This is a genomic window from Capnocytophaga catalasegens, from assembly GCF_026005215.1.
In the GTDB taxonomy this organism is placed as follows: domain Bacteria; phylum Bacteroidota; class Bacteroidia; order Flavobacteriales; family Flavobacteriaceae; genus Capnocytophaga; species Capnocytophaga catalasegens.
On record NZ_BPMA01000038.1, the window covers coordinates 1 to 23,168 of the forward strand.

At 34.5% G+C, this 23,168-nt stretch carries 15 protein-coding genes and 1 tRNA gene; 4 read left to right on the forward strand and 12 right to left on the reverse strand.

What is annotated here, in order from left to right; all coding sequences use genetic code 11:
- Positions 1-305 precede the first annotated feature (305 nt).
- The gene (locus OO775_RS10340) at positions 306-668 is read right to left on the reverse strand and encodes a hypothetical protein (protein WP_264847022.1); all 363 of its coding nucleotides are present in this window, start codon (positions 666-668) and stop codon (positions 306-308) included.
- A 108-nt stretch (positions 669-776) separates the two neighbouring features.
- Between OO775_RS10340 and OO775_RS10345 the strand changes: the two genes are divergently transcribed.
- From OO775_RS10345 to OO775_RS10355, 3 genes are read left to right on the forward strand one after another with little or no spacing between them, the layout of a single operon-like run.
- The gene (locus tag OO775_RS10345) at positions 777-1,010 is read left to right on the forward strand and encodes a hypothetical protein (RefSeq protein ID WP_264847023.1); all 234 of its coding nucleotides are present in this window, start codon (positions 777-779) and stop codon (positions 1,008-1,010) included.
- Entirely contained in the window at positions 983-1,657 is a 675-nt protein-coding gene (locus tag OO775_RS10350) for a PorV/PorQ family protein (RefSeq protein ID WP_264847049.1), read from the forward strand. The genes OO775_RS10345 and OO775_RS10350 overlap by 28 nt, the downstream gene beginning before the upstream one ends.
- A complete protein-coding gene (locus OO775_RS10355; RefSeq protein ID WP_264847024.1) occupies positions 1,636-1,926 on the forward strand; it encodes a PorV/PorQ family protein in 291 nt (96 codons plus the stop codon). The genes OO775_RS10350 and OO775_RS10355 overlap by 22 nt, the downstream gene beginning before the upstream one ends.
- Positions 1,927-1,986: 60 nt before the next feature.
- On the opposite strand, the gene OO775_RS10360 is transcribed toward OO775_RS10355, so the two are convergent.
- The 7 genes from OO775_RS10360 to OO775_RS10390 all read right to left on the reverse strand — a co-directional run bounded on the left by OO775_RS10360 (position 1,987) and on the right by OO775_RS10390 (position 13,881).
- Positions 1,987-5,994, reverse strand: a complete 4,008-nt coding sequence (locus OO775_RS10360; RefSeq protein ID WP_264847025.1) for a glycoside hydrolase family 2 TIM barrel-domain containing protein — start codon at positions 5,992-5,994, stop codon at positions 1,987-1,989.
- Between the two features lie 90 nt (positions 5,995-6,084).
- A complete protein-coding gene (gene gltX / locus OO775_RS10365; RefSeq protein ID WP_264847026.1) occupies positions 6,085-7,599 on the reverse strand; it encodes a glutamate--tRNA ligase in 1,515 nt (504 codons plus the stop codon).
- A gap of 55 nt (positions 7,600-7,654) precedes the next feature.
- The gene (locus OO775_RS10370; RefSeq protein WP_264847027.1) at positions 7,655-8,677 is read right to left on the reverse strand and encodes a helix-turn-helix transcriptional regulator; all 1,023 of its coding nucleotides are present in this window, start codon (positions 8,675-8,677) and stop codon (positions 7,655-7,657) included.
- A 7-nt stretch (positions 8,678-8,684) separates the two neighbouring features.
- On the reverse strand, positions 8,685-11,312 hold the full coding sequence (locus OO775_RS10375; RefSeq protein WP_264847028.1) for a sodium:solute symporter family protein: 2,628 nt from the start codon (positions 11,310-11,312) through the stop codon (positions 8,685-8,687).
- 73 nt (positions 11,313-11,385) lie between these two features.
- Positions 11,386-13,239, reverse strand: a complete 1,854-nt coding sequence (locus tag OO775_RS10380) for a BamA/TamA family outer membrane protein (RefSeq protein ID WP_264847030.1) — start codon at positions 13,237-13,239, stop codon at positions 11,386-11,388.
- Positions 13,240-13,257: 18 nt separating this feature from the next.
- A complete protein-coding gene (locus tag OO775_RS10385; RefSeq protein ID WP_264847032.1) occupies positions 13,258-13,698 on the reverse strand; it encodes a nucleoside deaminase in 441 nt (146 codons plus the stop codon).
- 101 nt (positions 13,699-13,799) lie between these two features.
- A tRNA-Leu gene (locus tag OO775_RS10390) sits at positions 13,800-13,881 on the reverse strand.
- Between the two features lie 269 nt (positions 13,882-14,150).
- Between OO775_RS10390 and OO775_RS10395 the strand changes: the two genes are divergently transcribed.
- The gene (locus tag OO775_RS10395; protein ID WP_264847034.1) at positions 14,151-15,695 is read left to right on the forward strand and encodes an SPOR domain-containing protein; all 1,545 of its coding nucleotides are present in this window, start codon (positions 14,151-14,153) and stop codon (positions 15,693-15,695) included.
- Between the two features lie 452 nt (positions 15,696-16,147).
- Here OO775_RS10395 and OO775_RS10400 read toward each other — a convergent pair whose 3' ends face one another.
- The 4 genes from OO775_RS10400 to OO775_RS10415 are packed head-to-tail and all read right to left on the reverse strand — an operon-like array spanning position 16,148 to position 23,163.
- Complete coding sequence (locus OO775_RS10400; RefSeq protein WP_264847035.1) at positions 16,148-17,308, reverse strand: DUF1735 and LamG domain-containing protein; 1,161 nt, start codon at positions 17,306-17,308, stop codon at positions 16,148-16,150.
- Between the two features lie 21 nt (positions 17,309-17,329).
- Positions 17,330-18,457: a glycoside hydrolase family 18 gene (locus tag OO775_RS10405; protein WP_264847036.1), complete on the reverse strand. Its 1,128-nt coding sequence runs from the start codon at positions 18,455-18,457 to the stop codon at positions 17,330-17,332.
- A 7-nt stretch (positions 18,458-18,464) separates the two neighbouring features.
- On the reverse strand, positions 18,465-20,063 hold the full coding sequence (locus OO775_RS10410) for a RagB/SusD family nutrient uptake outer membrane protein (protein WP_264847038.1): 1,599 nt from the start codon (positions 20,061-20,063) through the stop codon (positions 18,465-18,467).
- 4 nt (positions 20,064-20,067) lie between these two features.
- Positions 20,068-23,163, reverse strand: coding sequence for a SusC/RagA family TonB-linked outer membrane protein (locus tag OO775_RS10415; protein ID WP_264847039.1), 3,096 nt, complete (start codon positions 23,161-23,163; stop codon positions 20,068-20,070).
- Between the last annotated feature and the right edge of the window lie 5 nt (positions 23,164-23,168).

Consider the following 23,168-nt stretch of genomic DNA (forward strand, 5'->3'; position numbering starts at 1 on the left):
CTATATTTGTTTAACAATTCCATTATTTTTAATTTGATTTTCGCTCCTAAGTAACGTTGCTTGTCATGTAGTATTTTTATTTGCATTTAGCTCATACTATCTGAATTTGTGCTCTTCACTTGAAGTAGCAGCGCTTATTAAACTTGGTATTCCCACAGCAAACAGATATGAAAGACCAAATGCTTGGCTATCTATATAATGTTCATATTCATGCATATATAAAGGGTTTTTGAAGCCCGTAAAGCACATGGCATTATTATATACGTTAAGATCCCTCAAATGTTCCGAAAAAACTTTACCTCCAATTAGATCATATACTTCTTTTGAAGACATTTCTCCACCATTTTCATCCATAGAAAATTAGCTAATAAATCCTTAAAAGAAGGATTTATTATTGAGCCAAATGATTTAATCCTGCATTCATCAAGCCAATAGCAGAACCTTGCAAAATCACCTCCTGCTAAGCCAGAAAAAGTATAAGTACATAATGGTGAATTTGTAAATGAACCTCTGTACATTATAAATGCTGATCCTGCCAAAGTGGCTGAGGTTAGTGCAGAACCACGCTCCAATTGAGTTTTATTCTCAAAATACCTTAAAATCTGATTTTCTGAATTATCATAAGAAAATTTCAACGTAGTTTGTGCTACACTTTTGAAGCAAAGCAAAAATAAAATGTAATATAAAATTTTCATAAGGTAGTAGGTTGAATAACAAGACAAAAATAAGAGTTTATTTTAAAAATACGTACTTTTGCTTAAAAAATTTTTATACGTTTGAAAATCTTTTTCGCTTGTATCTTTTTGAGTTCTAAAATTTTATGTCAAGACCGTTATGTAGAGCTTCCAAGCACACAGATTATTCCTGTTGTTGTTCCTTTTTTATTGCTCAATACCGATGTTTATTCCTCTGGAATGGGTGAGGCAAGCATTAGCACACCTCCCAACGTATATTTGCTCAAAAATGGAATTCTGCTAAGTATATTTTTCTACAAGAGCAAAGAGCAATAGGTGTATCGTACGCACCTTATTTGAATGATTTGGCTAATATTACTTTTTTTAGAAAAAATATTCAAAAAGAAAGCGCTTGGAGTGGAAGTTTGATATACTTTAACGGAGGAAAAGTGTATTATAATACTTTTACAAACGAACAAGTTATTTGGCAAAATCAAGAAATTCCATACGAATTTTACATTGATATGGCTTATGGGTTGAAGATAAGCAATTCCTTTTCGATGGCTGTAACCTCGCGGTATATACATTCGAACCTTTCGTTGCGCTCTCATCAAGAGAGAAGCATCGCTAATATATTCGCTTTTGGTATTTCAGGATTTTTCTCTTCAGAAACAAAATTCTATCAAAATTTTGATTTTCAATATCGGCTCGGATTTGGAATTTCTAATATAGGCGGTAAAGCTACATATCATTTGTACGGCAAAGAATATTTCTTACCAACGCAACTAAAAGTAGGAGGGAGTGTTGATTTTGTAAAAAATAATCATACTTTCACTTACGCATTGGAGTTTACCAAACTTTTGGTACCATTGTCTCCTCAATACGGATACAAAGATGAAAATGCGAATGGGCAACAAAATATAGAAGAAGAAACAATTATTCTAAAAGGAAAAAATCCGAATTGTCTCCTATACAAGGCATAATACAATCGTTTTATGACGCTCCTGATGGATTCAAAGAAGAATTGCAAAAAATTAGTATTTCCACAGGATTTTCATATAATTATGATTCAATATTTGAATGCCGTACAGGATTTTTTTATGAAAATCCTACTAAGGGAAATCGACGATATATAACACTTGGAGTTGGAACAAAAGTAAAAATGATGAAAGTAAATATTTCTTATTTATTCTCCGTTTCTAAAATTCCCAACCCAATGGAAAAATCTTTGAAATTGTCATTAAATTTTTGAACAAAGCTATCTGAATATATTCAGATAGCTTTGTTCAAGTTTTTATTTCATAAATCAATTTTACTCCAAAACCGAAAACTCAACACCAGAGGCAAAATCTTGTCCGTATAATTGACTAAGAGCCGTAAAACGGCCATAACGAGCTTTTATTGGACGTTCAAAATATATACGCTTTTGTTCTTCACTATTGTCAAAAGTACCTTTTTGAACCTCTGTCCAAGTTTTCCCATCAATACTTGTTGAAAAGCTGTATTCTTTCACTTTGCTACTCCAACTATCGTAAGGCAAATACGTAAATCCTTTAATGGTACGTATTTCGCTCATATCAAAGTCCACCCAATGCGGATATTTTGCTACTGTAACTGAGTACATCGTGTGCCATATTGTATTCGGATTACCATCAACTAAGTTCTGAGCATCACCTTCGCCTGATTCCTCACTACTTGCAGAAATTACTCGGATAGGAATATTTTCTATACGATTGAAATTCATTTCTACTTTTGAGTCTGGTTTTCCTTCAAACCAAGCAGTTACTTTTCCTCCTTTTCGTAGTGGAATGGGGAGATTATATTTTGAAGGTTTTCCTTTTCCGTCAATGGTATAAACGATTTTAGCAAACTCATCTGCTGAATTAATACTCACATTTCCAAAATAATCACGTGAAATAGAAATAGGAATTTCCCCTGATGCCTTTACGCTTACCATTGCTTCGATATTTCCACTAAGAACAGGACGAATCATAAAACCTGTGATATGCGAACCTCCAGATAAAACACGATCTTTTGAAAGAGGTGCTCCTTGTCCACAACTGTTTCCGCCTAAGCCTGTTACAGCAATGTCTAAATTCAGATATGTGTCCTTAGCCTTAGGCAATTCGTGTGGATGCCCCGCTAAAATCATATCTTTTGCTGTGTATTGTAATGCAGAAGCCGACATTGGCTCATTCGGAATGAAAATCGCTCCATTTCCTTGATTGTCAGTAAGCGAAATCCAACGTACTTCTTCGTGATTGCCCATATCTTGTGGTTTTGGGAAATGTACAAATTCGTCTTTCACTTTGCCTGAAAATTGCTCAATAAAAGCTCCCGTTTTTCGGTCGTTATAGTTATCGTGCTTTCCACGTCCGTAATAAGTTAAATTTTCGTACTTCTGTGGAATAGTCATCACGTATCCTAAGCGTGGTAACGTCAGCCACAAATCGTTAGACGTAATAGCCGATTGCAGTTCTATACTTCCGTCAGGATAAATCGTATATATCTGATTTGTAATAAATTTAAAGTCTTTTTCTTCAAATTTTCTATCGGTTAATTCTTCTATTTTATTTTTTCCTGAACTTGTTCCTCCGTGAATTTTCGCTGCATTCGGAGCTTGTGAAACCACTGTGAAATATACGGAAACTGAGCAATTTTTGTTTTCAACTACTTTGTTGGAAGTGGCATTGTGTTTCAAATTATGTAACCCTTTTTCAAACCACTTTTCATAAAACCAATTATCGTTATTCACGAAAGCCCGTAGTGCATTGATTTTGGGTCCATTGCCGTCAGTGATAATACTTTCATTTCCGTATTGTAGACTAAAAATACTTCCTGTTTTGGTGTCGAATTTTGCCGTAAAACTGCTGTTTTTCAATACTTTCAGATTTCCTTCATCAGAAAGTTCAATTTTCTCGCCCTTGGCAATTTGCAAAATAGAAGGTCTTTGTGTTGGTGATTTCAACAAAAATTGTTCTTCTGCTTGAACATATCCTTTTTCTGCCCAAGGTTTATCTTCTTTCAATTTGAATTGAATTTTTAAGAAATATTCCGAAGTAGGTTTTAAAAGCGATTGATTATAAGGTACTTTTACAGATTTTCTGCTTCGTGCCGGAATGTTGCCAATAGCTAAATTTCCTTTTTCAATTGATTTTCCGTCTTCAAACAAAAACCACTCTACATCGTAATCCGATAAATCCTTGAAATAGTTTTTGTTAAAGATTTCAATATCACTACCTATATTTTTCAATCCAACGTATTGATACACTTTTTTCACTTCGTAATATTGGGGTTTGGGCGTCATATCCGCAAAAATAATTCCGTTCATAACAAACTGACCATCATTTGGGTAGTCGCCAAAATCACCTCCATAAGCAAAATAGCGTTTGCCGTCTTTGGTGTAATTGTACATCGCTTGGTCAATCCAATCCCAAATTGCACCGCCACAAATAAAGTTGCTTGATTCGATAGCTTCCCAATAATCCACTAAATTTCCAACGGCATTTCCCATAGAATGAGCGTATTCCGAAATGTGGAACGGATATTTGATATTGTGTGTTCCTTCCGAAGCTCCTTTCATCCAAGCAATGGACGGATATTGATTTGACCCCATATCCACAATATCGTTATTTCGCTCATACTGAACGGGTCGCGAAGCATCAATTTTTTTCAGAGCGTTGTAAGCCGTAACGAAGTTTTCGCCTGGTCCTGCTTCATTTCCAAGCGACCAAATAACAATCGAAGGGCTATTTACCGTTGCGTGAGCCATTTCCAACACCCGAGCAACGTGTGCTTTTTCCCATTCTTTGGGGTGCGAAAGCGATTCTTTTCCGTAGTAATACTGATGAGATTCGATGTTCGCTTCATCTTCCAAATAAATGCCATATTTGTCGCACAAGTAGTACCAATATGGGTCGTCAGGGTAATGTGAATTTCGCACGTGATTGATGTTCGCTTTCATCATCAATTTTACTTCGTCTTCCATTTGTTGGCGTGTAATGGCATGACCCACAGACGGATTGGTTTCGTGACGATTTACTCCTTTGAATTTCACCGTTTTTCCGTTTACGTAGAAATATCGTCCTGCTTTGCCAAATTCGTCATCTTCGGCTTTGGTGTCTTTAATTTCTACTTTTCGGAAACCTGTATAAGTTGAAATAGTTTCTACGACTTTGCCTTTGGCATCTTTGAGCTGAGCCACCAAAACGTAACGATGCGGAAATTCACTCGACCATTTTTTCGGATTTTCTAACGGAAATTTCGTTTTAATGACCGATGATTTTTGAGAAGAGATATCGAACGAAGCCGAAAAAATCGGTTTGCTAACTTCCGTATTTTCATCGGAATAGAGTTTGTTTTCGTATAATGAATATTCTATTTTGTAGCCTTTGGCTTGTTTTTTGTCTAAATTGCGGATTTCTGCCGAAATGTTCAATTCTCCGTTTAGGTAGTTTTTATCTAAATCAGGAATTACTTGCAAATCACGTATTTGTACTTTTGGAACGGAAGTTAAAGCCACTGTACGGAAAATTCCCGCCAAACGGAACATATCCTGAGCTTCAAGGAACGAACCATCGGAATTTCGGTACACTTCCACCGCAACCGTGTTTTTGCCTTTTTGCAGATATTTGGTAATGTTGAACGAAGCCAAATTTCGTGAATTTTTGGAAAAACCAACGTATTTTCCGTTTATCCACAGATAGAAAAAGGAATCTACACCATCAAAATTGATAAAAACTTCACGATTTTTCCAATCCTGCGGAATGGTAAATTCACGTCGGTACGAGCCTACTTCGTTGCGGTATTCGTAGGTTGTCCAATTCGTTGGTGGAGTTCGCATTACGCCTTTTCGCCAATCGTCCACTTTACGTTCGTGGTAGAAAATTACAGGCTGATTGACGTAAATGGGTACGCCATATTTTAGTGTTCCATCTTTTTGAATGCCGTAAATATTCCAATTGGAAGGCACAGGAATTTCCTCCCACTCAGTTACGTCATAACTCGGTTTGAAGAAATCTTTTGGACGCTCATCAGGGGTTTTTACCCAATGAAATTTCCAATTTCCGTTGAGCGACTGCCAATATTTGGAATTTTCGGGCAATACTTTTCGTGCCGATTGTTTATCAGCAAACGAGAAAAAATAGGCTTTGGGTTGCTCTTTGTTGAGTGAAAGTTCCTCCACCGATTCCCATTCCTTACCTGTGGGAGCTTGTTGGTCGCCATAGGCATAGCCTGCCAATTGTGCAAGAGTAACTTCGTGAAATATAAAAACAAAAAGCAATAATGCAATACTTTTTTGGGTAAAAATTAGATTCATAATAATAAAATTGTTTAAGGTTGTTAATTTCAGTTATATTTGTTTTTTACAGAAAACTATAAGAAAACACTCGGAGATGAGTATTTTTCTTTAAGAAAATGTTTGTAATATGTATTGTAATCGAGTAAGAGTTTGTTCCTTTCCGATAATTTCTACAATATCAAAAATGTGAGGACCTTTCATTTCTCCGACCAAAGCTAAGCGAATTAAAGGCATTACTTGTCCAAAACCAAGATTGTGGTCAGCAATATATTGTTTGACACTTTTTTCAGTATTTTCTGATGAAAAATCTGAAAGATTGCTCAGAATAGCAATTACATCAGTTATAATTTGGGGACTTTCGGCTTTCCATTGTTTTTTTATCGTTTTTTCATCAAATGTAGTTGGTGCAACAAAGAAAAAGGAGGATAATTCCCAAAAATCAGTTACAAAAGTAGCCCGTTCTTTTATAAGATGTACTATTTTTTGAGCAGTTGCTCGCTGTACAGAAACATTTTTTTCTGTAAGAATTTTCAAATATTCTTCTGTAAGAAAATCATCACTTTTCTGCTGTAAATAATAGTGATTGAACCACTTAATTTTTTCAATATCAAAACGCGCCCCAGCCTTATGAATTCTATCTAAGTCGAATAGTTGAATAAGTTCTTCTTTTGAAAAAATTTCTTTTTCTCCCCCAGCGTTCCATCCCAAAAGCGCCAAAAAGTTAATCAATGCTTCGGGCAAATATCCATCTTCGCGGTATCCTCTGGAAATGTTTTTGGTTTCTGGGTCAATCCAAAGTAGCGGAAAAACAGGAAATCCCATTTTATCTCCATCACGTTTGCTAAGTTTTCCGTTTCCAACGGGTTTCAAAATCAGAGGAAGATGAGCAAAAAGTGGAGCTTTCCAACCAAAAGCACGATACAAAAGTACGTGCAAAGCCATAGAGGGCAACCATTCTTCACCACGAATTACGTGTGTGATTTTCATCAAATGGTCATCTACAATATTTGCCAAATGATAAGTAGGCATTCCGTCCGATTTGAAAAGTACTTTGTCATCAAGTATTTTGGTGTCTATTGTTACTTCACCACGAATAATATCGTGCATTTGCAGAATTTCTTGTGGCATTTTGAAGCGAATAACAAATTCTTGATTATTATTAAGTCGTTGATTTACTTCTTCTTCTGATAATGAAAGTGAATTGTTCAACTGCTTACGATTGTGCCAATTATAAATAAATGTTTCGCCTTTCTCTTCGCAGTTTTTTCGCAAAAATTCGAGTTCTTCCGTAGTATCGAAGGCATAGTAAGCTTTTCCTTTTCTGAGGAGTTCTTCGGCGTATTGACGATAGATTTCTTTGCGCTCACTCTGGCGATATGGAGCATATGCTCCTGATTTGCCTACTCCTTCATCATACGAAATACCACACCAATGTAGCGCATCAATAATGTATTGTTCAGCACCTTCTACATATCGAGCTTGGTCAGTATCTTCTATGCGGAGCAGAAAATCTCCTCCGTGTTTCCGAGCAAACAAATAATTGAACAAAGCGGTTCGCAAACCACCTATATGTAGTGGTCCTGTAGGACTTGGGGCAAAACGTACCCGTACTTTTTCTGACATTTTCTTTTATTTTAAAGTACAAAAATACATGTTTTTTTTCACTAAATTGGCTTATTTACTGATTTTTTTCGAATTCGGATTTTTCCGTATAATTCTCTACCGCTTTTCTTAGCAAGAATAAAATTCGCTTTTTTAATTTGACAGGATGAATAATAGTAATGGCATTAGCAAATCCCAGTATAAGTCGTTCGAGTTCTAAGTTGTGTTGAACTTCTATTTTGAAAATAGTTCCACTTGGAATTTCTTCAATTATTTGTTGTGAATGATGAAAAGGCTTGGTTTTTACGTATGGAGTATTTTCTTTATTCACCCAAAAGATTACTTCTTCCACAGGAACTCCTTGCCCAACAGTTACTCCAATGACATTTTTAAAATACTCATTGGCATCAATACCCTTATCAATATAGGGCAAATGGGTTTGCGAAATAGTTTCTATTCTATCCAAAGCAAGCGTGAGTAGTGTTTCTTTTGATAACCCGATAAGAAACCAACGATTATTATATTCTTTGAGTAGTTGTGGGTGAATAGAAAGTATATTAACCGCTTTGGCTTTGAAAGATTTGTATTCGATTTGTAAAACTTTTTTCTGTTGGATAGATTGATAAATGATATCTATAAACTCTAATCCTTTGAGAGATTCATTTTTATCCAAATGAATAATAGGTCGCGTTTTTTCTTTTTGCAAAACAGAGTCTTCCAACCGATGCAGTATTCCGTTCATATCTGCAAAAAACGAAAAATCTTTAAATTCTTTGAGTAATTGCACGGCTTGTCGCATGGTTTCTATATCATTTGGAGTAATAGGATTATTCTTGATACTATATGAAGGATCTGTATAACGATAAAACTTATGGTCATAAACCTCTATGGGTGCATTATATCCCAATTTTTCACTACGCATATTTTGAATATCAAGTTGTATGGTTCGTTTTCCGACCATTTGCTCTTTCCCTTCAAACTCGTACAATGCATCAGAACAAGCTTCAATGAGGTCTTCTAATGTCCAACGGCGTGCTGTGTTTTGAAGACATTCGTCAATAGTTTTGTAGCGAATCAGCGCATTTTTGTTTGTAGCCATTAAAAGATTATTTTTTTCTGCTAAACCAAGTAAATTCTTGTATTTCTTTTTTGTTAGGTATAAAAATACTAAGTATTGCAGCAATACCAACGCTTGATACCATTCCTATAAGTCCATAAAGAAGGAACGAAAGTGATGTTTCGCTTTTGACCCAGTAGAGAATAATTATCCCACATACAAGTCCCACAAATGCCGATATAGTTCCTACTCTTGGGAAGAAGATTCCCAAAATGAAGAGTGCTCCCAGTCCGCTAGTAATTAGACCTAAGAAGGTGTTAAATTGGTCCCAAAGTGAAGTGATGTTCGATTTAGCTAGTATAATAGCCATTGCTGTTCCTAATAACCCAATAACAATACCTGACCAACGAGCCACTCTCATTTCGTTTATGAATGATGTATTTTTGAACCAAGTTTTGTAAAAATCAGATGTAATGACTGCCGAAACCGAGTTAATATTAGAAGATAAAGTACTCATTGCTGCTGCAAAAATCGCTGCAATGAGCAATCCTGCGAAACCAATGGGCATTTGTGAAACAATAAATTCAGGAAAAACAGAGTCTATATTTGCATTGCTAATAACCATTTTGTCTGCATTCGATTTGTAAAAAGCAAAAAGCCCCGTTCCAAGTAAGAAAAATAAAATACTAACAGGAACACTAATTATTCCATTGAGCCAGATGCTTTTGGCAGTGGCTTTTTCATTGACAGTACTCATATAACGTTGTACAACAGATTGGTCACTTGTGTATGAAATAAGTGTATTGGCAAGCCCGCCCAAAAGCACAACCCACAACGTAGGTTCACTCCAATTGAGTCGAAAATCGAAAGTATTAAATTTGTTATATTCAATCGCTGTATTCCAAAATTCGGCAAAACCACCTTTTATCCCAACAATCATAAAAGCAAAGGCAGACAGCGCTCCTATAACCAAAACAAAACCTTGTATAACATCGCCCCACACAACAGCTTCCATACCTCCACTTGTTGAATAAATAATGGTTACAATACTCATTATCAGAATGGCATAATATACGCTAAATCCTGTAACGGCATTCAGTGCCAATGAAGGCAAAAACAGCACAATAGCAATACGGCTAATCATAAAAAATGTAAATAAACCCGAAGCTATCCACCGAATTGAACGACTGAAACGAACCTCTAAGTACTGATAAGCTGTATCGAAATTGAATCGTAAGAAAAAGGGTAAGAAAAACCGGATAATAATAGGAACAGCCAGAATAATTGTCATATTAAACATCAACATACGCCAATCAGTAGCATACGTTTTGGCTGGGATAGAAATGAAAGTAATAGCACTAAGGGTTGTTGCAAAAATACTAATTCCCGCAGCCCACCACGGAATACGACCACTAGCTTTGAAATAATCTTCCGTATTGTTATTGTTTTTCATAAAGAAAAAACCTACAAAAAGCATTCCTCCAAAATATAAAATAAGTACCAAATAATTTATCCAACCAAAATGTGTTCTTTTGGTAAATGTCAGTTTTTCGATATAAGGAGAACGCACCCCAGGTGTCTTTTCGCCTCCTACTATATAAATATGTTTTGAATCAGAAAAAGAAGAGGTTACAGCTACTGGATGTTTGTTTTTTCCATTAGAAAACCATTCGTCGGTAATGGTGTTATACAAAAGTATTTTATTCTGAAATCCAGGATGATTTTGCCACAGACTATCACGAAGTGCTGTGTTTTCTGAATTGATAGCTTTTTCTACCTGATTAAAGATATGCCCCGTATCTCCTCCAAAAAGCAGGATATTGGAAGCACCCACAGGAGTTGAAGTGGCAACTGCCAAAGGAATTTTTTGATTATGTAATTGAATGTTTTTCTTGATAAACCACTTATTTTTAATAGGTTTGTAAGCATATACATTGCTGTAAAACAATGTTGTAGCATCATGCTTATTTCGGTTTCTTCCTCCAAAAACAAAAATAGATAAGTCTTCTCCGTCTTGTTGTGTAACGGCAGTTGATCCATAAACAGCAAGTGGGTATTCTGGCAATGTTTGCCAACCTTCTTCAAGAGATTGTGTATCTAATTTTAAAAATTGATTGCTAGAAGTTCCATCGGCAAGTTGTCCGCCTATTACATAAATTGCTGAACCAAGAGTTGTTGCTGTTGCATTCTTAACAGGTGTTGGCAAATTAGGATATTTTTTTACTTGAATTTTATTATTTTCAAAACTAAGCAAATATACACTTGCTGAAACTCCCTCAGGAGTTTGCCCTCCAATGCACAAAATACCTTGTGGAAGACTTGTATAAGCGCCTTCGGCAAGGCTTTCTGGCAAATCAGTTCCTTGGTATATGAGCGAAAGTTTTTCTTTTTCAGAATCTGAAAATGTATCAAAAACTAAAACGTGATTTGAAAAATATTTTTTGCCTCCTTGCCAAGGTTTTCCTTCGGGAAATGAAGAACCCCCTGCACAAATAATCCATTGCTTGTATTTTCCGAAAAAAGTTCCTGCCATTCCTTCTTGAAGTGCTATATTTTCAAGCGTTTCTGCTGACCAAACAATTTCTTGTTTCAAAATATTGGTTTGTTTTTTGTCTTGTGCTTGAACTTTTGCAAAACAAATGCTCAATAGCAATAAAAGCGTATAAAAGATTTTCATAAAAAATGAAGGTTTCAATTTTTGACAAAGATACTACTTTTTAAATAATACATAATACATTTTATGAAAAAATTTATTCGTAAGGAACAACATTTGGAGCACGAAAATTAAAATTAGGAAGTCTGAAATCTTCATTGCGGGTACTAGAAAAGTTAAAAACACTCCCTTTGCCTGGTACACGAGGTAAGAAAAAAAATGAAAACTGAAAATCTCCAAAAAGTAAATAATCGTTAGAAACCAAAACACCAAGATTGATTTTTGGAAAAAATTCGTCCTTCCAAAGCGAATTACCTTCTTGTCCAATAGCCCCCAATTCAAAGGTAGCAAACGGACTAAAACGAAATCCTCCCCACGAAAAAGGTGAATACGATTGGGTTTGAAAAGACAAAATAGATTTACGAGTACCTGAAAGTATAGAGCTATTAAATTCTAATATACCTGTTCGACCATTTAATGTAATTCGGTCTCTGACGTGATTTTTACGATCAAAGCCAAAAACTGAACGGAATTTGATAAATTGTCTAAAATTCCATCTTCCCAACGAAAAAAGATTACTAAAATATGTTGTTTCTAATCGAAATGTTGTCTGTCGTTGTTCATTTGTATGAAAAAAACTCCCTATTTGCATGTCGACTGCTACATAGCCTATCTTCCAATAGGCTCCATACATTGTTTTTATACCCGAATAGAGTTTTCGTTGTCCCAAATTATCTTGAAAGCCAAAAATATACGAAAACTTTTTACCTACTGAGATGTCTTCAATATCTTCGTGTCGAAAAATATATCGGTCTTGTTCATAACCCATATTACTTAATCCAATTGAAGCTAAATACATTTTTCTATCTGAATAAAAACCAATGCTATCCAGATAATATTCGGGAGTTTTGATATAATCTAACTGATAATGTCGTAATGAAAAAATAAGATTTGTTCGTTTATCCATAGCGGTATATTTTTTCAGAACAGGAAAGGCAACACTTCCCCAAAAATCTTTGTATTGTGTTTTCAGATTAGGACTATGGATAGAGTCTTTGTACAGAATATCTTCTGCAAAGGTTCTTTCAGAAAGTTCTATTCCACCTGCCCAGCGCGTATAAATGGAATAATAAGATCGATATGCTCCCCAGCGTTTTTCATAAAAATTGTCCAAATTATCAGAATATGTAACATACGTATTGATGTTTGTATTGTAAATATTGGGAATTACATACGAAAAAGCCATACCCGTTCGATAAGGTTCTTTTATTTCTTGTCGATGTCGAAAAGTAACCTGATTACCAAGACCTAAAAAATTACGTTCTTGCACTTGTGCGCTAAAATTGGTTGTTGAAGCATCGCCATCAAAGAACATAGTCCAGTTGTCTAATACAGAGATATTTATATCTACTGAATCAATACTTTGAGTAGCAATAGGAGTAATAAGTACGCGGCGAACATAGCTTTGCGAACGAATATTACGCTCAGTTTCTTTAACAAGAAGCGAATCTAAAGGTTGGTTTTTTCTAAAAAGTAATAACTTTCGTATGGCAACTGGTTGAGTTTTGCGATGAAGAGCATTCCCCATTCGTTCCCAACGATTTGTTGGGACTTTGGTAGAATCACGTTCGCTAAATCCGAAAGGGTCAAAAGTACGAATGTGTATATTGCGAATCTTTTTTCCTTGAAATTCGGAAAAATTCCGATGTAAATCTTTTTCAATAAATTGAGTTTTTTGAGTACTACTTGATGTGTTAATAGAACGAAATATCAGTTGATGTAACTTTCGGGTTATTTTTCCTTTCTCGGAGCGTTCTTGCAGATTTTCGTAGAGTTTTTGTGATTTGTCATTATTTGCTTTTTCTTCAATAGAGCGTACTTGCAACGTATCTTGCGATATAGCATACGTTGCAAATAGGCTAAAAATAAGACAGATAACATATTTTTTCATAAGTAGTTAAAAATATTTTTAACGTTTTGAAGTAAAAAATGAATGTAAAATAGTTTCACATTCTTCTTCTAAAATACCCGAAATAAATTGTGTTTTTGGGTGAAGTATTCCGCCAATTGTTCGAAAACCCCGTTTTGGGTCAGAGGCTCCAATTACAACACGTTGTATTCTGCTCCAATACAAAGCCCCTGCACACATAGAACAAGGTTCAAGTGTAACGTATATCGTACAATTAGTTAGATATTTTCCTCCCAAATACTCCGATGCAGCTGTTATGGCTTGTATTTCGGCATGTGCTGTAACATCTTGCAAATGTTCGGTGAGATTATACGCTTTGGCAATGATTTGATTATCAACAACAATAACAGCCCCTACAGGAATTTCACCTTTGGCAAGTGCTTTTTCAGCCTCTAAAAGAGCTTTTTGCATAAAATATTCGTCAGAAAATACAGATAACATTATTCAAAAATAAAGATATGAATTTTATTTTATTAAAAAAAAGAAAGTAATAAAAAACGCTTTAAAATATTGACTATCAATATAATAAAGCGTGCTATTTGTGCGGGTGATAGGACTCGAACCTACACACCTCACGGCACCAGATCCTAAGTCTGGCGTGTCTACCAATTTCACCACACCCGCAATACTCGTTGTATGAAATACGAGTGCAAAGTTACATTATTTTTTCGTTCTAACAATTATTTTTAGTACTTTTTTCGAAATAAAATTTAAAATATTGAATATTAGTGTTTTATAAAAAATACTTTCTAAAAAAGAGATAAATTTAAAAAAGCAAATACAAAAGACAATTTATTTGCAGATAAAAACAAAATATTTTTGAAAAAATTATCAATTTTTCTTTTTAAAAACATTTTATTGTCTTATTTTTGTCAAAAATTTTATTTCATCTTATGAAAAAGATCTTAATTGTCGGTACTATTTGTTTTTTTTCAGCCATAGGTTTTGCTCAAAATAAGGAAGGATTCAGCACGCGTTATCAATCTTTTCTCAAAGGAGATATTATTATGTTCGGAAATCAAATTCTCAATAGGCAAACCAAGCAAGCAACAGCCAATGAATCTTATACTGATTTGGGAAGAAACATTAAGACAAATGATGATTTTTCGATGGAATATATTGATGTAGATAAAGATAAAACAACATTTTCATCAAGTGTTGCTTCGATGCTTTCTCCTTTGAAAGGAAAAATGAAAATTGCCTTTGCAGGACTTTATTGGACAGCTATTTATCCTTATGAACGAGGAAAAATAGCAGATAAAAAATTTGTCAGTGAAGATGACGTTAGAGAACCTTTTGAACAAGTACTTTTAAAATTACCTAAACATAAGGAATATGTACCTATACAAGGAAAAATTGTATTTGATGGAGATGGAAATGAAGAATATATGGATAATACTCCATATGTGGCTTTTGCTGATATTACAACGTTGTTACAAGAACTTAAAAATCCTGCGGGAGAATATACAGTTGCTAATATTCGTGCCGGGAAAGGTCACATAAAAGGAGGCTCGGCAGCAGGGTGGGCTATTGTAGTGGTTTACGAAGATACCGAACAGATAACCAAGCGAATTGAAATCAAAGACGGATTTCTCCCTGTCCAACAACAAGAAATACCCATTACTTTTGATAATTTTAAAACACCCAATGATATAGAATCAATTGCTCGTATAGCAGGCGCAACGCTCGAATGCGATGCAAGAGTAGGAGAGAATAAATTGGCAGTGCGTACCAATACAAGCGGGATTTATATCGAAACAGATAAACGTAATGTAGATAACTTTTTCAATAGTTCTATTACCGAAGATGAAGAATATCAATTGAAACGTAATCCACAAAGTATCAATACGTTAGGATTTGATATTTTCTCGACAGAAATACCAAATTATGAAAATGAAATTATTTCTGTTGGGACAACTTCATTGGACATAGACGTCATTAGTACCAAAGACAAATTTTATCTTTTCTTATTAGTACTGAGTATCGATTCGCAAGAAAATATAATTGTAGCTAAAACTGAGTCTGCTCAATCTGAAAATCAATCGCAAGAAGTAGCTCAACCTCAATTAGAATCTAAGCGAGAAATTCAGAAAGAATCTGCTGAAAAAGAGGTAGTTATAGAAAAACAACCTACACCAACACCCACTATTCCACAAGATGTTCGTAAGGCTACTATAGTAGGTGTAGAGAAAGGTTTTTATACTATATTAGGTGCTTTTTCTACATCGGAAAATGCAGACAAATACATTCAAAAACAAAAAGGACTTACTCTGCAAAAACTTTTTTATTCTGAAAAATCAATGTATTATGTTTATTATTCTCATTCTAAATCATACAATGATGCACTGAAAAAACAAATGGACTTTGTAAAACTCAAAGAAACAAATTTAGCTATTAAAGCGATGAAAACACCTTGGATATTCTTTGTTCAGAATTAAAGATGATATATCAAAATAAGCATTGATTGTTAAAAATTGAGTATAAGTGTTTAATTTGATTTTACTTTTGTTATGATTTTTATGCTTTGGTAACTTATATTTGATGAGAAGTTTTATATTTACAAAAGGATTTTTAAAAAGAATTATGAAGATAATCAAACAGATTAAATTTTGGTACTACATTTATAGTTATGACCGAATTTTCTTTAGAAAAAATCATAAAATTAAAAATTTGTATGTCCGTAATAAATGATTTCTGCTGTAATAATTTATCAAAAATGTGAAGCTTAACTATTTATTTGATTCTCAATTGTGTTTTTTCTGTTTTTTTATTTTAGCAAATATACTCTTTTATTGGTAATAAACAGAGATACATATTTATTATAATGTAATACAACTTATTCAAAAAATAAGGATTTATCAAATCTGATAAATCCTTATAATTATTATCACTAATTGATATTAACTTTCAAATCAACTATTTCAGGCTCTGTCGAAGTACCTGCTCCATCATTATAATTTCCTGTTCGAGATATAATATCAACTCCTTGTTTGGTTTGGTCTTTTATATAATATTTACCATTTTTTTGGTAAGAGTCTGTACCATTTAATTTCCAATAAGCAAATAAACCTTCTGTTTGAGGATCTACTCCCAGCATATTTTCACGTAATTGGTTGGCAGTACGAGCAATATTCCAAATGCGACATTCACTCATATAACCATTCCAAGTACGACTTGAGTCATAATCATAAGCATAACCAATGAAAAAATTGCCACTATTCAAATCAAAAGAGCTAATATCAACAGTTTTATTGGCTACTTTTTCACCATTTATATAGATTTCGGCCAATTTTGTACTTCCATTATATACAAATGCTACATGATACCATTTTTTAGTATCAAACAAAATAGATGCATTAAATTGAATTCCTCCTGCTATTTGAATTTGATTTGTTTCAATAGTAGTATCTCCAAATCGAAACATTAAATTTCCTTCTATTCCCATAATTGTTTTTATCCAGTTAAAGCTATTGGCATATATAAGAGCTTCATAAGTTACTGATTTGAACTGTGTATTCGCAGGTATTGGGACAGAAAAATATTTGCCGTGAAATCGAGCAACCTTACTAATTACAATTGGTTTTACAACACTTATAAAAATAGTTTTTGCTTCAATGGTAGGGATACTTGCCTTTTTTATTTGAATGGGAATCAGAAAAGAAGTTCCTTCTTTGATTTGGTTTAGCTTCGTAACAGTCAATTTACAAGGTTGCGCATATATATCACCCTTTTTGATTGTAGAGGAACTGGTTTCCAAACTCAGATTTTCAGTTGGCATATATTGATACTTTGTTCCATTTTTTTGGTTATATTCCTCCACGATAGCAGAACTGCCTATTTGATATTCTACATTCACATCGTCTTCAATCAAATCGGAAATGCGAGTAATAATGTCGTATTTGTACGAGTCTGTATCTTGTTTCACTTCTATTTTGACTTGTTCTTTTTCAAAATATATTTTGGGCTCCAATAACGCATTTTCTTTGTCTTTATTGCAAGTAATAAAGAGTGAAAAAATAAGTAATAAGGTAGTATAATTGAAATATTTCATTGTGTTACTTTTAGGTTAATTTTATTTTTTCATATATTCATCATATGATTTATGCATCAGGTATATGGCTTTACGTGTCCATTTATAGTCTGGTTTGTTGTCGTAGTCATTATCCATACGATACGAACCGACACCACCTTTAGCCCCTTTCTTAGAATTGAAGATTGCTTGATCTAATAAAGCTCCTCCCGATTGAGAATACGATTCAAAATTTTCAGTAAAAATATGTTTACGGGTATCGTAATACTCCTGATAATAGTTTTGAGTTTCGGTGACTCTTCCTTCCAGATGTCGGTCGCCATAAGCTTGAGATACATAGTAATCAAAATAAGGAACAGATTCTTTTGATACGTTCCATAGTTCGCCATCGACAAGCAAATATCTACGTTTTCCTGTATTGATGGTAGCCTTAGGACCTAAATATTTCCCTAATTCTTCTACCAAAATGTGTAGATATTTCCCTGCATCATGATAATCGTTTTTTAAATTTCCATCACCATCACCAGCACCTGATGGTTCCCAATCAATATCCAAACCATCATAATCATTTTTTACAATAGAATCAACCAGAACACGAGCATACTTTCTGATGGCTTCGGTATGGTCGTCAGTACCTCTTATACCACTTTTAAAGCCCCAATATTCTTCGTGTGCTTTTGTAATTTTCTTATTAATTTCTGCTTCAGATAAACCTGAATTCTCTTTTTTGATATTTTCTGCTATATGGGGAGGATTGATACCTGTTCCAATATTGTGTAAGATATAACAAACCAATACTTTTGTTCCTTTAACTTTCTGTATATAAGCCTTATCATTTTTTTTGGCTTCATTCATATTAAAAGGACCACTCCACATAGATACGATATCAATACTATCAGGAAGTGTAGATAAATAGCCTTTTCTTACAGCACCTGCTGGCGCCCAGTTACTAAACCAACCGAAAGAAACAGGTCGCCCGTAATTTTCAGCCATAGCTTTCCAATCTCTTAAATCTTTAAAGAATGCTGCGCTTTCTTCAATATTTAACATATTGTTATTTCCTCCTATATGATCTATTTCTTCTAATTCTTCTTTAGTCCAATCACTACAAGATGTTAAAAATAGACTCAATAACGATGTTATTAAAACAATTTTTTGTATGTATTTCATAATAATTTTATTTTTTGTCCCACCAAACTTTAGTATTACCTGTATTAGGTCCTGCTAACATTTCAAGCGCTTTATCAAGATTGGCACGTTCTTCTGTTGATAATTCCGATACTGGATATTTTAGTCGTCTAACACCTTCTTGTGAGGAAATTTCGCCTCCACTTTTATTTTGTTTTATTGGGTGCAATCTCGGATATCCGGTTCGTCTCCATTCGGACCAAGCTTCTTGTCCATTGGGATAAAGAGCTATCCACTTTTGAATCATTATTTTCTCAAGTTTGGTTTCTTCCGACCCCTCCCACTTGGTTGTTGTTGTTGTTGGGGCGTCATTTGTTCCCCAAACTCTTGATTTAGAATCATATTTTGTAGGCTGTTTATTTGAATTCAAATAATCATCAACTTTGGCAGATATTCCATTTTCTTCAAAAGACATTAGAATCCCTTGTTTGTAGAAATCTTCAGCATTTCCGCCCATATTCCATCCTAATAACGCTCCTTCGGCTCTTAGAAAACAAATTTCGGAAGCCCTCATCCAATACGTAGGGGTCTCTTTTTCAATATTGGGAATAGAGAATAATTTCCATTCTTCATTTTTATTACCGAAACCTGTTGGTATTGCTTGATATTTGTCTCCAGTAAAAGGTACTTCTTGTGCAAAACGACTTGTACTTGGCTTAAAATATGCAGGCAAACGAGGGTCTTCATAACCTACTAAGTAAGAAAACATTGAAGAACTCATTCGAGTTTCTGCGTACTGATTGGCACAAGTTTCAATATTATTGATAAATGCAGAGCCTGCTCCTTTTGCCATTTTGGCTTCTTCTGCTCTTAAAGTGATTACTCCCATAGGATGATTGATCGCCTGTTCGGCATATTTTTGAGCCTTAGTAGCATCAGCATAACGAATACGCATTGCCAAACGCAGCATCAATGAATTAGCATATTTTACCCATTGTTTGATATCTCCAGCATATACAGCATCGTATTGGGTAAAAAGCTTTGCTCCCTGTTCTGCTTTATTAGTTAGTACTTTAATAGCATCTGTTAGGTCATCAAAAAAATATTGATAGACATCTTGTTGGCTATCATAAGGTACTACAAATAATGCTTCTCCTGCTCTTTTGTAAGGAATAGGACCAAACATATCGGTTGTTTTGTGCCAAGCCGAAATTTTCAAAATTTGAGCCAAAGCAAAAGCCTCTGGGAAGTTTGATTTTTGAGCTTCGTCTTTTATAGAACTCCATAGAGGTAATATTTCTGTATAAGAACTTGAATAGGAAGATTTGTTCCAACCTTCAAGTAAGAAATAAGTTGTATTATTAGCTCCTCCATTCCAATCCTGATTTTGTGAAAAATATCCGCTCCACGTATCGGCAGCCAAGTGATATGCTGTTTGATATTTGTTGATGATATCTGTTCCGTTGGCTTGCGTACCTACTGGAGTTACACGCGTTTGCATAGCTGTTATTTTTGCACCAATGGCAATTCCGTCAGTTTTTCCCATTTTTGGGGTCATTCCGAACTTGTCGGTGTTTATCTCTTCAAATTTGTTGCACGATGGTAATAACATCATTATAACAAGACTTAAATATTTTGTATTTTTCATAATTCTATAATTTTACTTTAAGACTAAAACCAATACTTCTTAAACTTGGTTGCATAAAATAATCATTCCCTTGCCCATATGTGGCTGTTGAAGGTGTTAGTTCGGGGTCAAAAGGAGCTTTGTTGTAAATCATCCAAAGATTGTTGGATATTAACGAAATTGTTAGTTCATTTAGTTTATTTTTGAACCAAGTTTTAGGAAAAGTATAGCTTAATGATACTTCTTGTAAGCGAACATTTGTAGCATTATATGTATAATATCCTGCCAAAGCAGTTTCTCCACTTCCTATGAGTTCGTAATATTTTTTTGTATCGAATTTTCCTTGACTACCCAGTATAACGCCACCATTATTTCTTGCAAGGGCTGAAACCTCTGAAACTCCAAATCTGTCCATAATGGCTTGTGTTGAAGAAGTTACCACGCCTCCGAAACGACCACTGATTAAGAAGTTAAAATTAAATCCTTTATATCCTAATGAATTACTCCAACCAATAGTATAGTCAGGAGTTGTTTTTCCTAAAAATACAGGATCTGTATTCTCTAAACTTAACTCTCCACTTTCGGGAATATAAATAAACCCTTGATTGTCTTTTTTCAAAAATTTTGAAGCATAAATATCACTGATACCTCCACCTTCTTTGAGAATAGTTCTTCCACCATCTTTACGCACTTCATTGATGTTGAATGGCTTAGAACTGATGTTGTGTTTGTAGTCTTTAACCATTTCTTTAATTTCATTTTTGTTATGAGTAAATGAAGCCGAAGAGCTTATTCTAAAATTTTTAAATTCTTTGTTATACCCTAAACTCATTTCAATACCCTGATTTTGAACATTTCCTGCTTGTAGGTAAATCTCTTTAAAGCCTGTACTTTCTGGAAGTGGTGCTTTGAATGTTTGATTGTATGTGTTGGAGCGATACCAAGTGATATCAAGCGAAAAACCTTTGAGAAAGCGAGCATTGAGCCCCCATTCGAACGAACGAGTGCGTTCTGCTTTAAAATTGGAATACGGATAGATATCATTGGGTTGTAATACTCCACCTTTTATTTTTTGAGTAATGGTTCCGGGTGTTCTACCAGACCAAGCAATTGGTGAAGCTACTTCGGTATAAGAATTTCGTATTTTTAAGAATGGTAAAAATTCTGGCATTTTAAACATTTCGGATATTACTGCTGAGGCTCCCATAGAAGGATAAAAGAACGATTCTTCAGCAGAATTTACCAAGCGAGAATCCCATTCGTTACGTCCTGTGAATGTTAAAAATAACATATTTTTATATCCAAATTCTAAGTTGGCAAGTACTGCAACATTTCTTCTTGCTGCATCTCCTTTATCTTCAAAAACTTTTCCTTCGGAAGGGTTTACATTCTGAATAGAAAATAGATTGGGAACTAAAAGTAAATTGCCTCCATATCCTCTTTCAACAGCTTCATAATCAGAGAAACTACCTCCTGCATTAATGGTGTAACCAAAGTCATCAAAACGATGGTTAATTGTAGCAATTATATCGGAATAGAGTTGATAATCTTTGAATTCGGAATAGTCATAACGTCCCTTAGATTTTGCAAATTTTTCATCGGAAGATGCATATAATTTTCGCTCAAACCCAATGTATGATTGGTCGGTACGTACCCGTGTGGCGATGTTAAACCAGTCTGCAATTTTGTAAGTTAAACCAGCATTAAAGACAAATCGATCTTTGTTGTTCAATGCCAAATTTCGATAAGCTGTCCAATAAGGATTTTGAGGAGCAAATACTCCTTCGCTGATAGGCCAATATTGTACAGGAAGATTTCGGTCAAGGTCATATCTTTCAAAAGTTTTTATTTTTTCAAAATCTTCTCCTCTTGGATAAAGATATGCCGCTACAATAGGATTCCAATACTCTCCTTGTGAAACCATATTGACATCTTTTTGTTTTACGTATGAAGCACCTATGTCTAATTGTACTTTGTCGTCAAAAAATGTAGATGTATTGCGAATAGTGGAGTTGAATCTGTCATACGAATTGTTAGGAACTACTCCATTCGAATTGGTAGAAGCTATTGAAGCGAATGTTTGATTTTGTTTTGTTCCGACAGATAACGTAAGTGAATTTATATAATTTGTACCTGTGTAGAAGAAATTTTTGGCAGGGTCGTAGCTACTTGGTGTAGATAATTTATCACCCCAACTGGTATATTCTCCTGACCTGTTTCCGTATGTGTTTTGGAACTTTGGGAGTAGTAATGGGGTGCTAAATTCAGCAAATGTCGAATAACTTATTTGTAATTTTCCTTCTTTTCCTTTCTTGGTATTGATTAGAATAACGCCGTTGGCTGCATTACTTCCATATAGTGCTGCTGCCGAAGGACCACTCAGTACCGAAATACTTTCAATATCTTCTGGATTAAAATCGGCAATACCTTCACTACCTACTTTTCCTTCTCCTTTTATACCGCTGTCATCCCCTATTTTTGTATTGAATAAAGGTATCCCATCAATTACATACAGAACGGCATTATTTCCTTCGATTGATTTTTCTCCGCGCATTATCACACGTGTGGCACCACCAACTCCCGATGAACTTTTATTGATAGTTACTCCTGCAACTTTGCCATTTAAACTATTGACAAAATTAGCATTTTTAACTTTGTTTAGCTCGTCCGATTTTACCTGTTGTACATTGTAACTTAGCGCCTTCTCTTCACGTTTAATACCCAAAGCTGTAACGACCACTTGTTCTAACTCTTGAGCTTGTTCTTGTAAGACAATCTTCACTCCTGTGCGAGATTCTGTTACTTGCAAAATTTGTTCTTTGAAACCAATGTACGAAAAGACCAATTCGTTTTTGCCGATAGGAACATTAATTTCAAATTTTCCGTCAAAATTGGAAGTTACTCCGATACTAGTACCTTTTACCACAACATTGACACCTATCAGAGGTATCTCCGATGTATCGGTAATTACACCAGTTATTTTTTTGGTTTGTTGTTGAAAAAGAACTGATTTCGAAGACCAATTTTCTGAAAAGGCATACGCCTGGTTAATCCAAAATCCATACAAAAGAGGCAGGAGCGTCAACCACTTCATTCCTTTGCGTTTAGATTTTATTGACATATTTT

Excerpts from the sequence above, each read along its gene's own strand:
- OO775_RS10360 (WP_264847025.1), bottom strand. The coding sequence starts at position 5,994 with ATGAATCTAATTTTTACCCAAAAAAGTATTGCATTATTGCTTTTTGTT.
- gltX (WP_264847026.1), bottom strand. The coding sequence starts at position 7,599 with ATGTCAGAAAAAGTACGGGTACGTTTTGCCCCAAGTCCTACAGGACCA.
- OO775_RS10370 (WP_264847027.1), bottom strand. The coding sequence starts at position 8,677 with ATGGCTACAAACAAAAATGCGCTGATTCGCTACAAAACTATTGACGAA.
- OO775_RS10375 (WP_264847028.1), bottom strand. The coding sequence starts at position 11,312 with ATGAAAATCTTTTATACGCTTTTATTGCTATTGAGCATTTGTTTTGCA.
- OO775_RS10380 (WP_264847030.1), bottom strand. The coding sequence starts at position 13,239 with ATGAAAAAATATGTTATCTGTCTTATTTTTAGCCTATTTGCAACGTAT.
- OO775_RS10385 (WP_264847032.1), bottom strand. The coding sequence starts at position 13,698 with ATGTTATCTGTATTTTCTGACGAATATTTTATGCAAAAAGCTCTTTTA.
- OO775_RS10395 (WP_264847034.1), top strand. The coding sequence starts at position 14,151 with ATGAAAAAGATCTTAATTGTCGGTACTATTTGTTTTTTTTCAGCCATA.
- OO775_RS10400 (WP_264847035.1), bottom strand. The coding sequence starts at position 17,308 with ATGAAATATTTCAATTATACTACCTTATTACTTATTTTTTCACTCTTT.
- OO775_RS10405 (WP_264847036.1), bottom strand. The coding sequence starts at position 18,457 with ATGAAATACATACAAAAAATTGTTTTAATAACATCGTTATTGAGTCTA.
- OO775_RS10410 (WP_264847038.1), bottom strand. The coding sequence starts at position 20,063 with ATGAAAAATACAAAATATTTAAGTCTTGTTATAATGATGTTATTACCA.
- OO775_RS10415 (WP_264847039.1), bottom strand. The coding sequence starts at position 23,163 with ATGTCAATAAAATCTAAACGCAAAGGAATGAAGTGGTTGACGCTCCTG.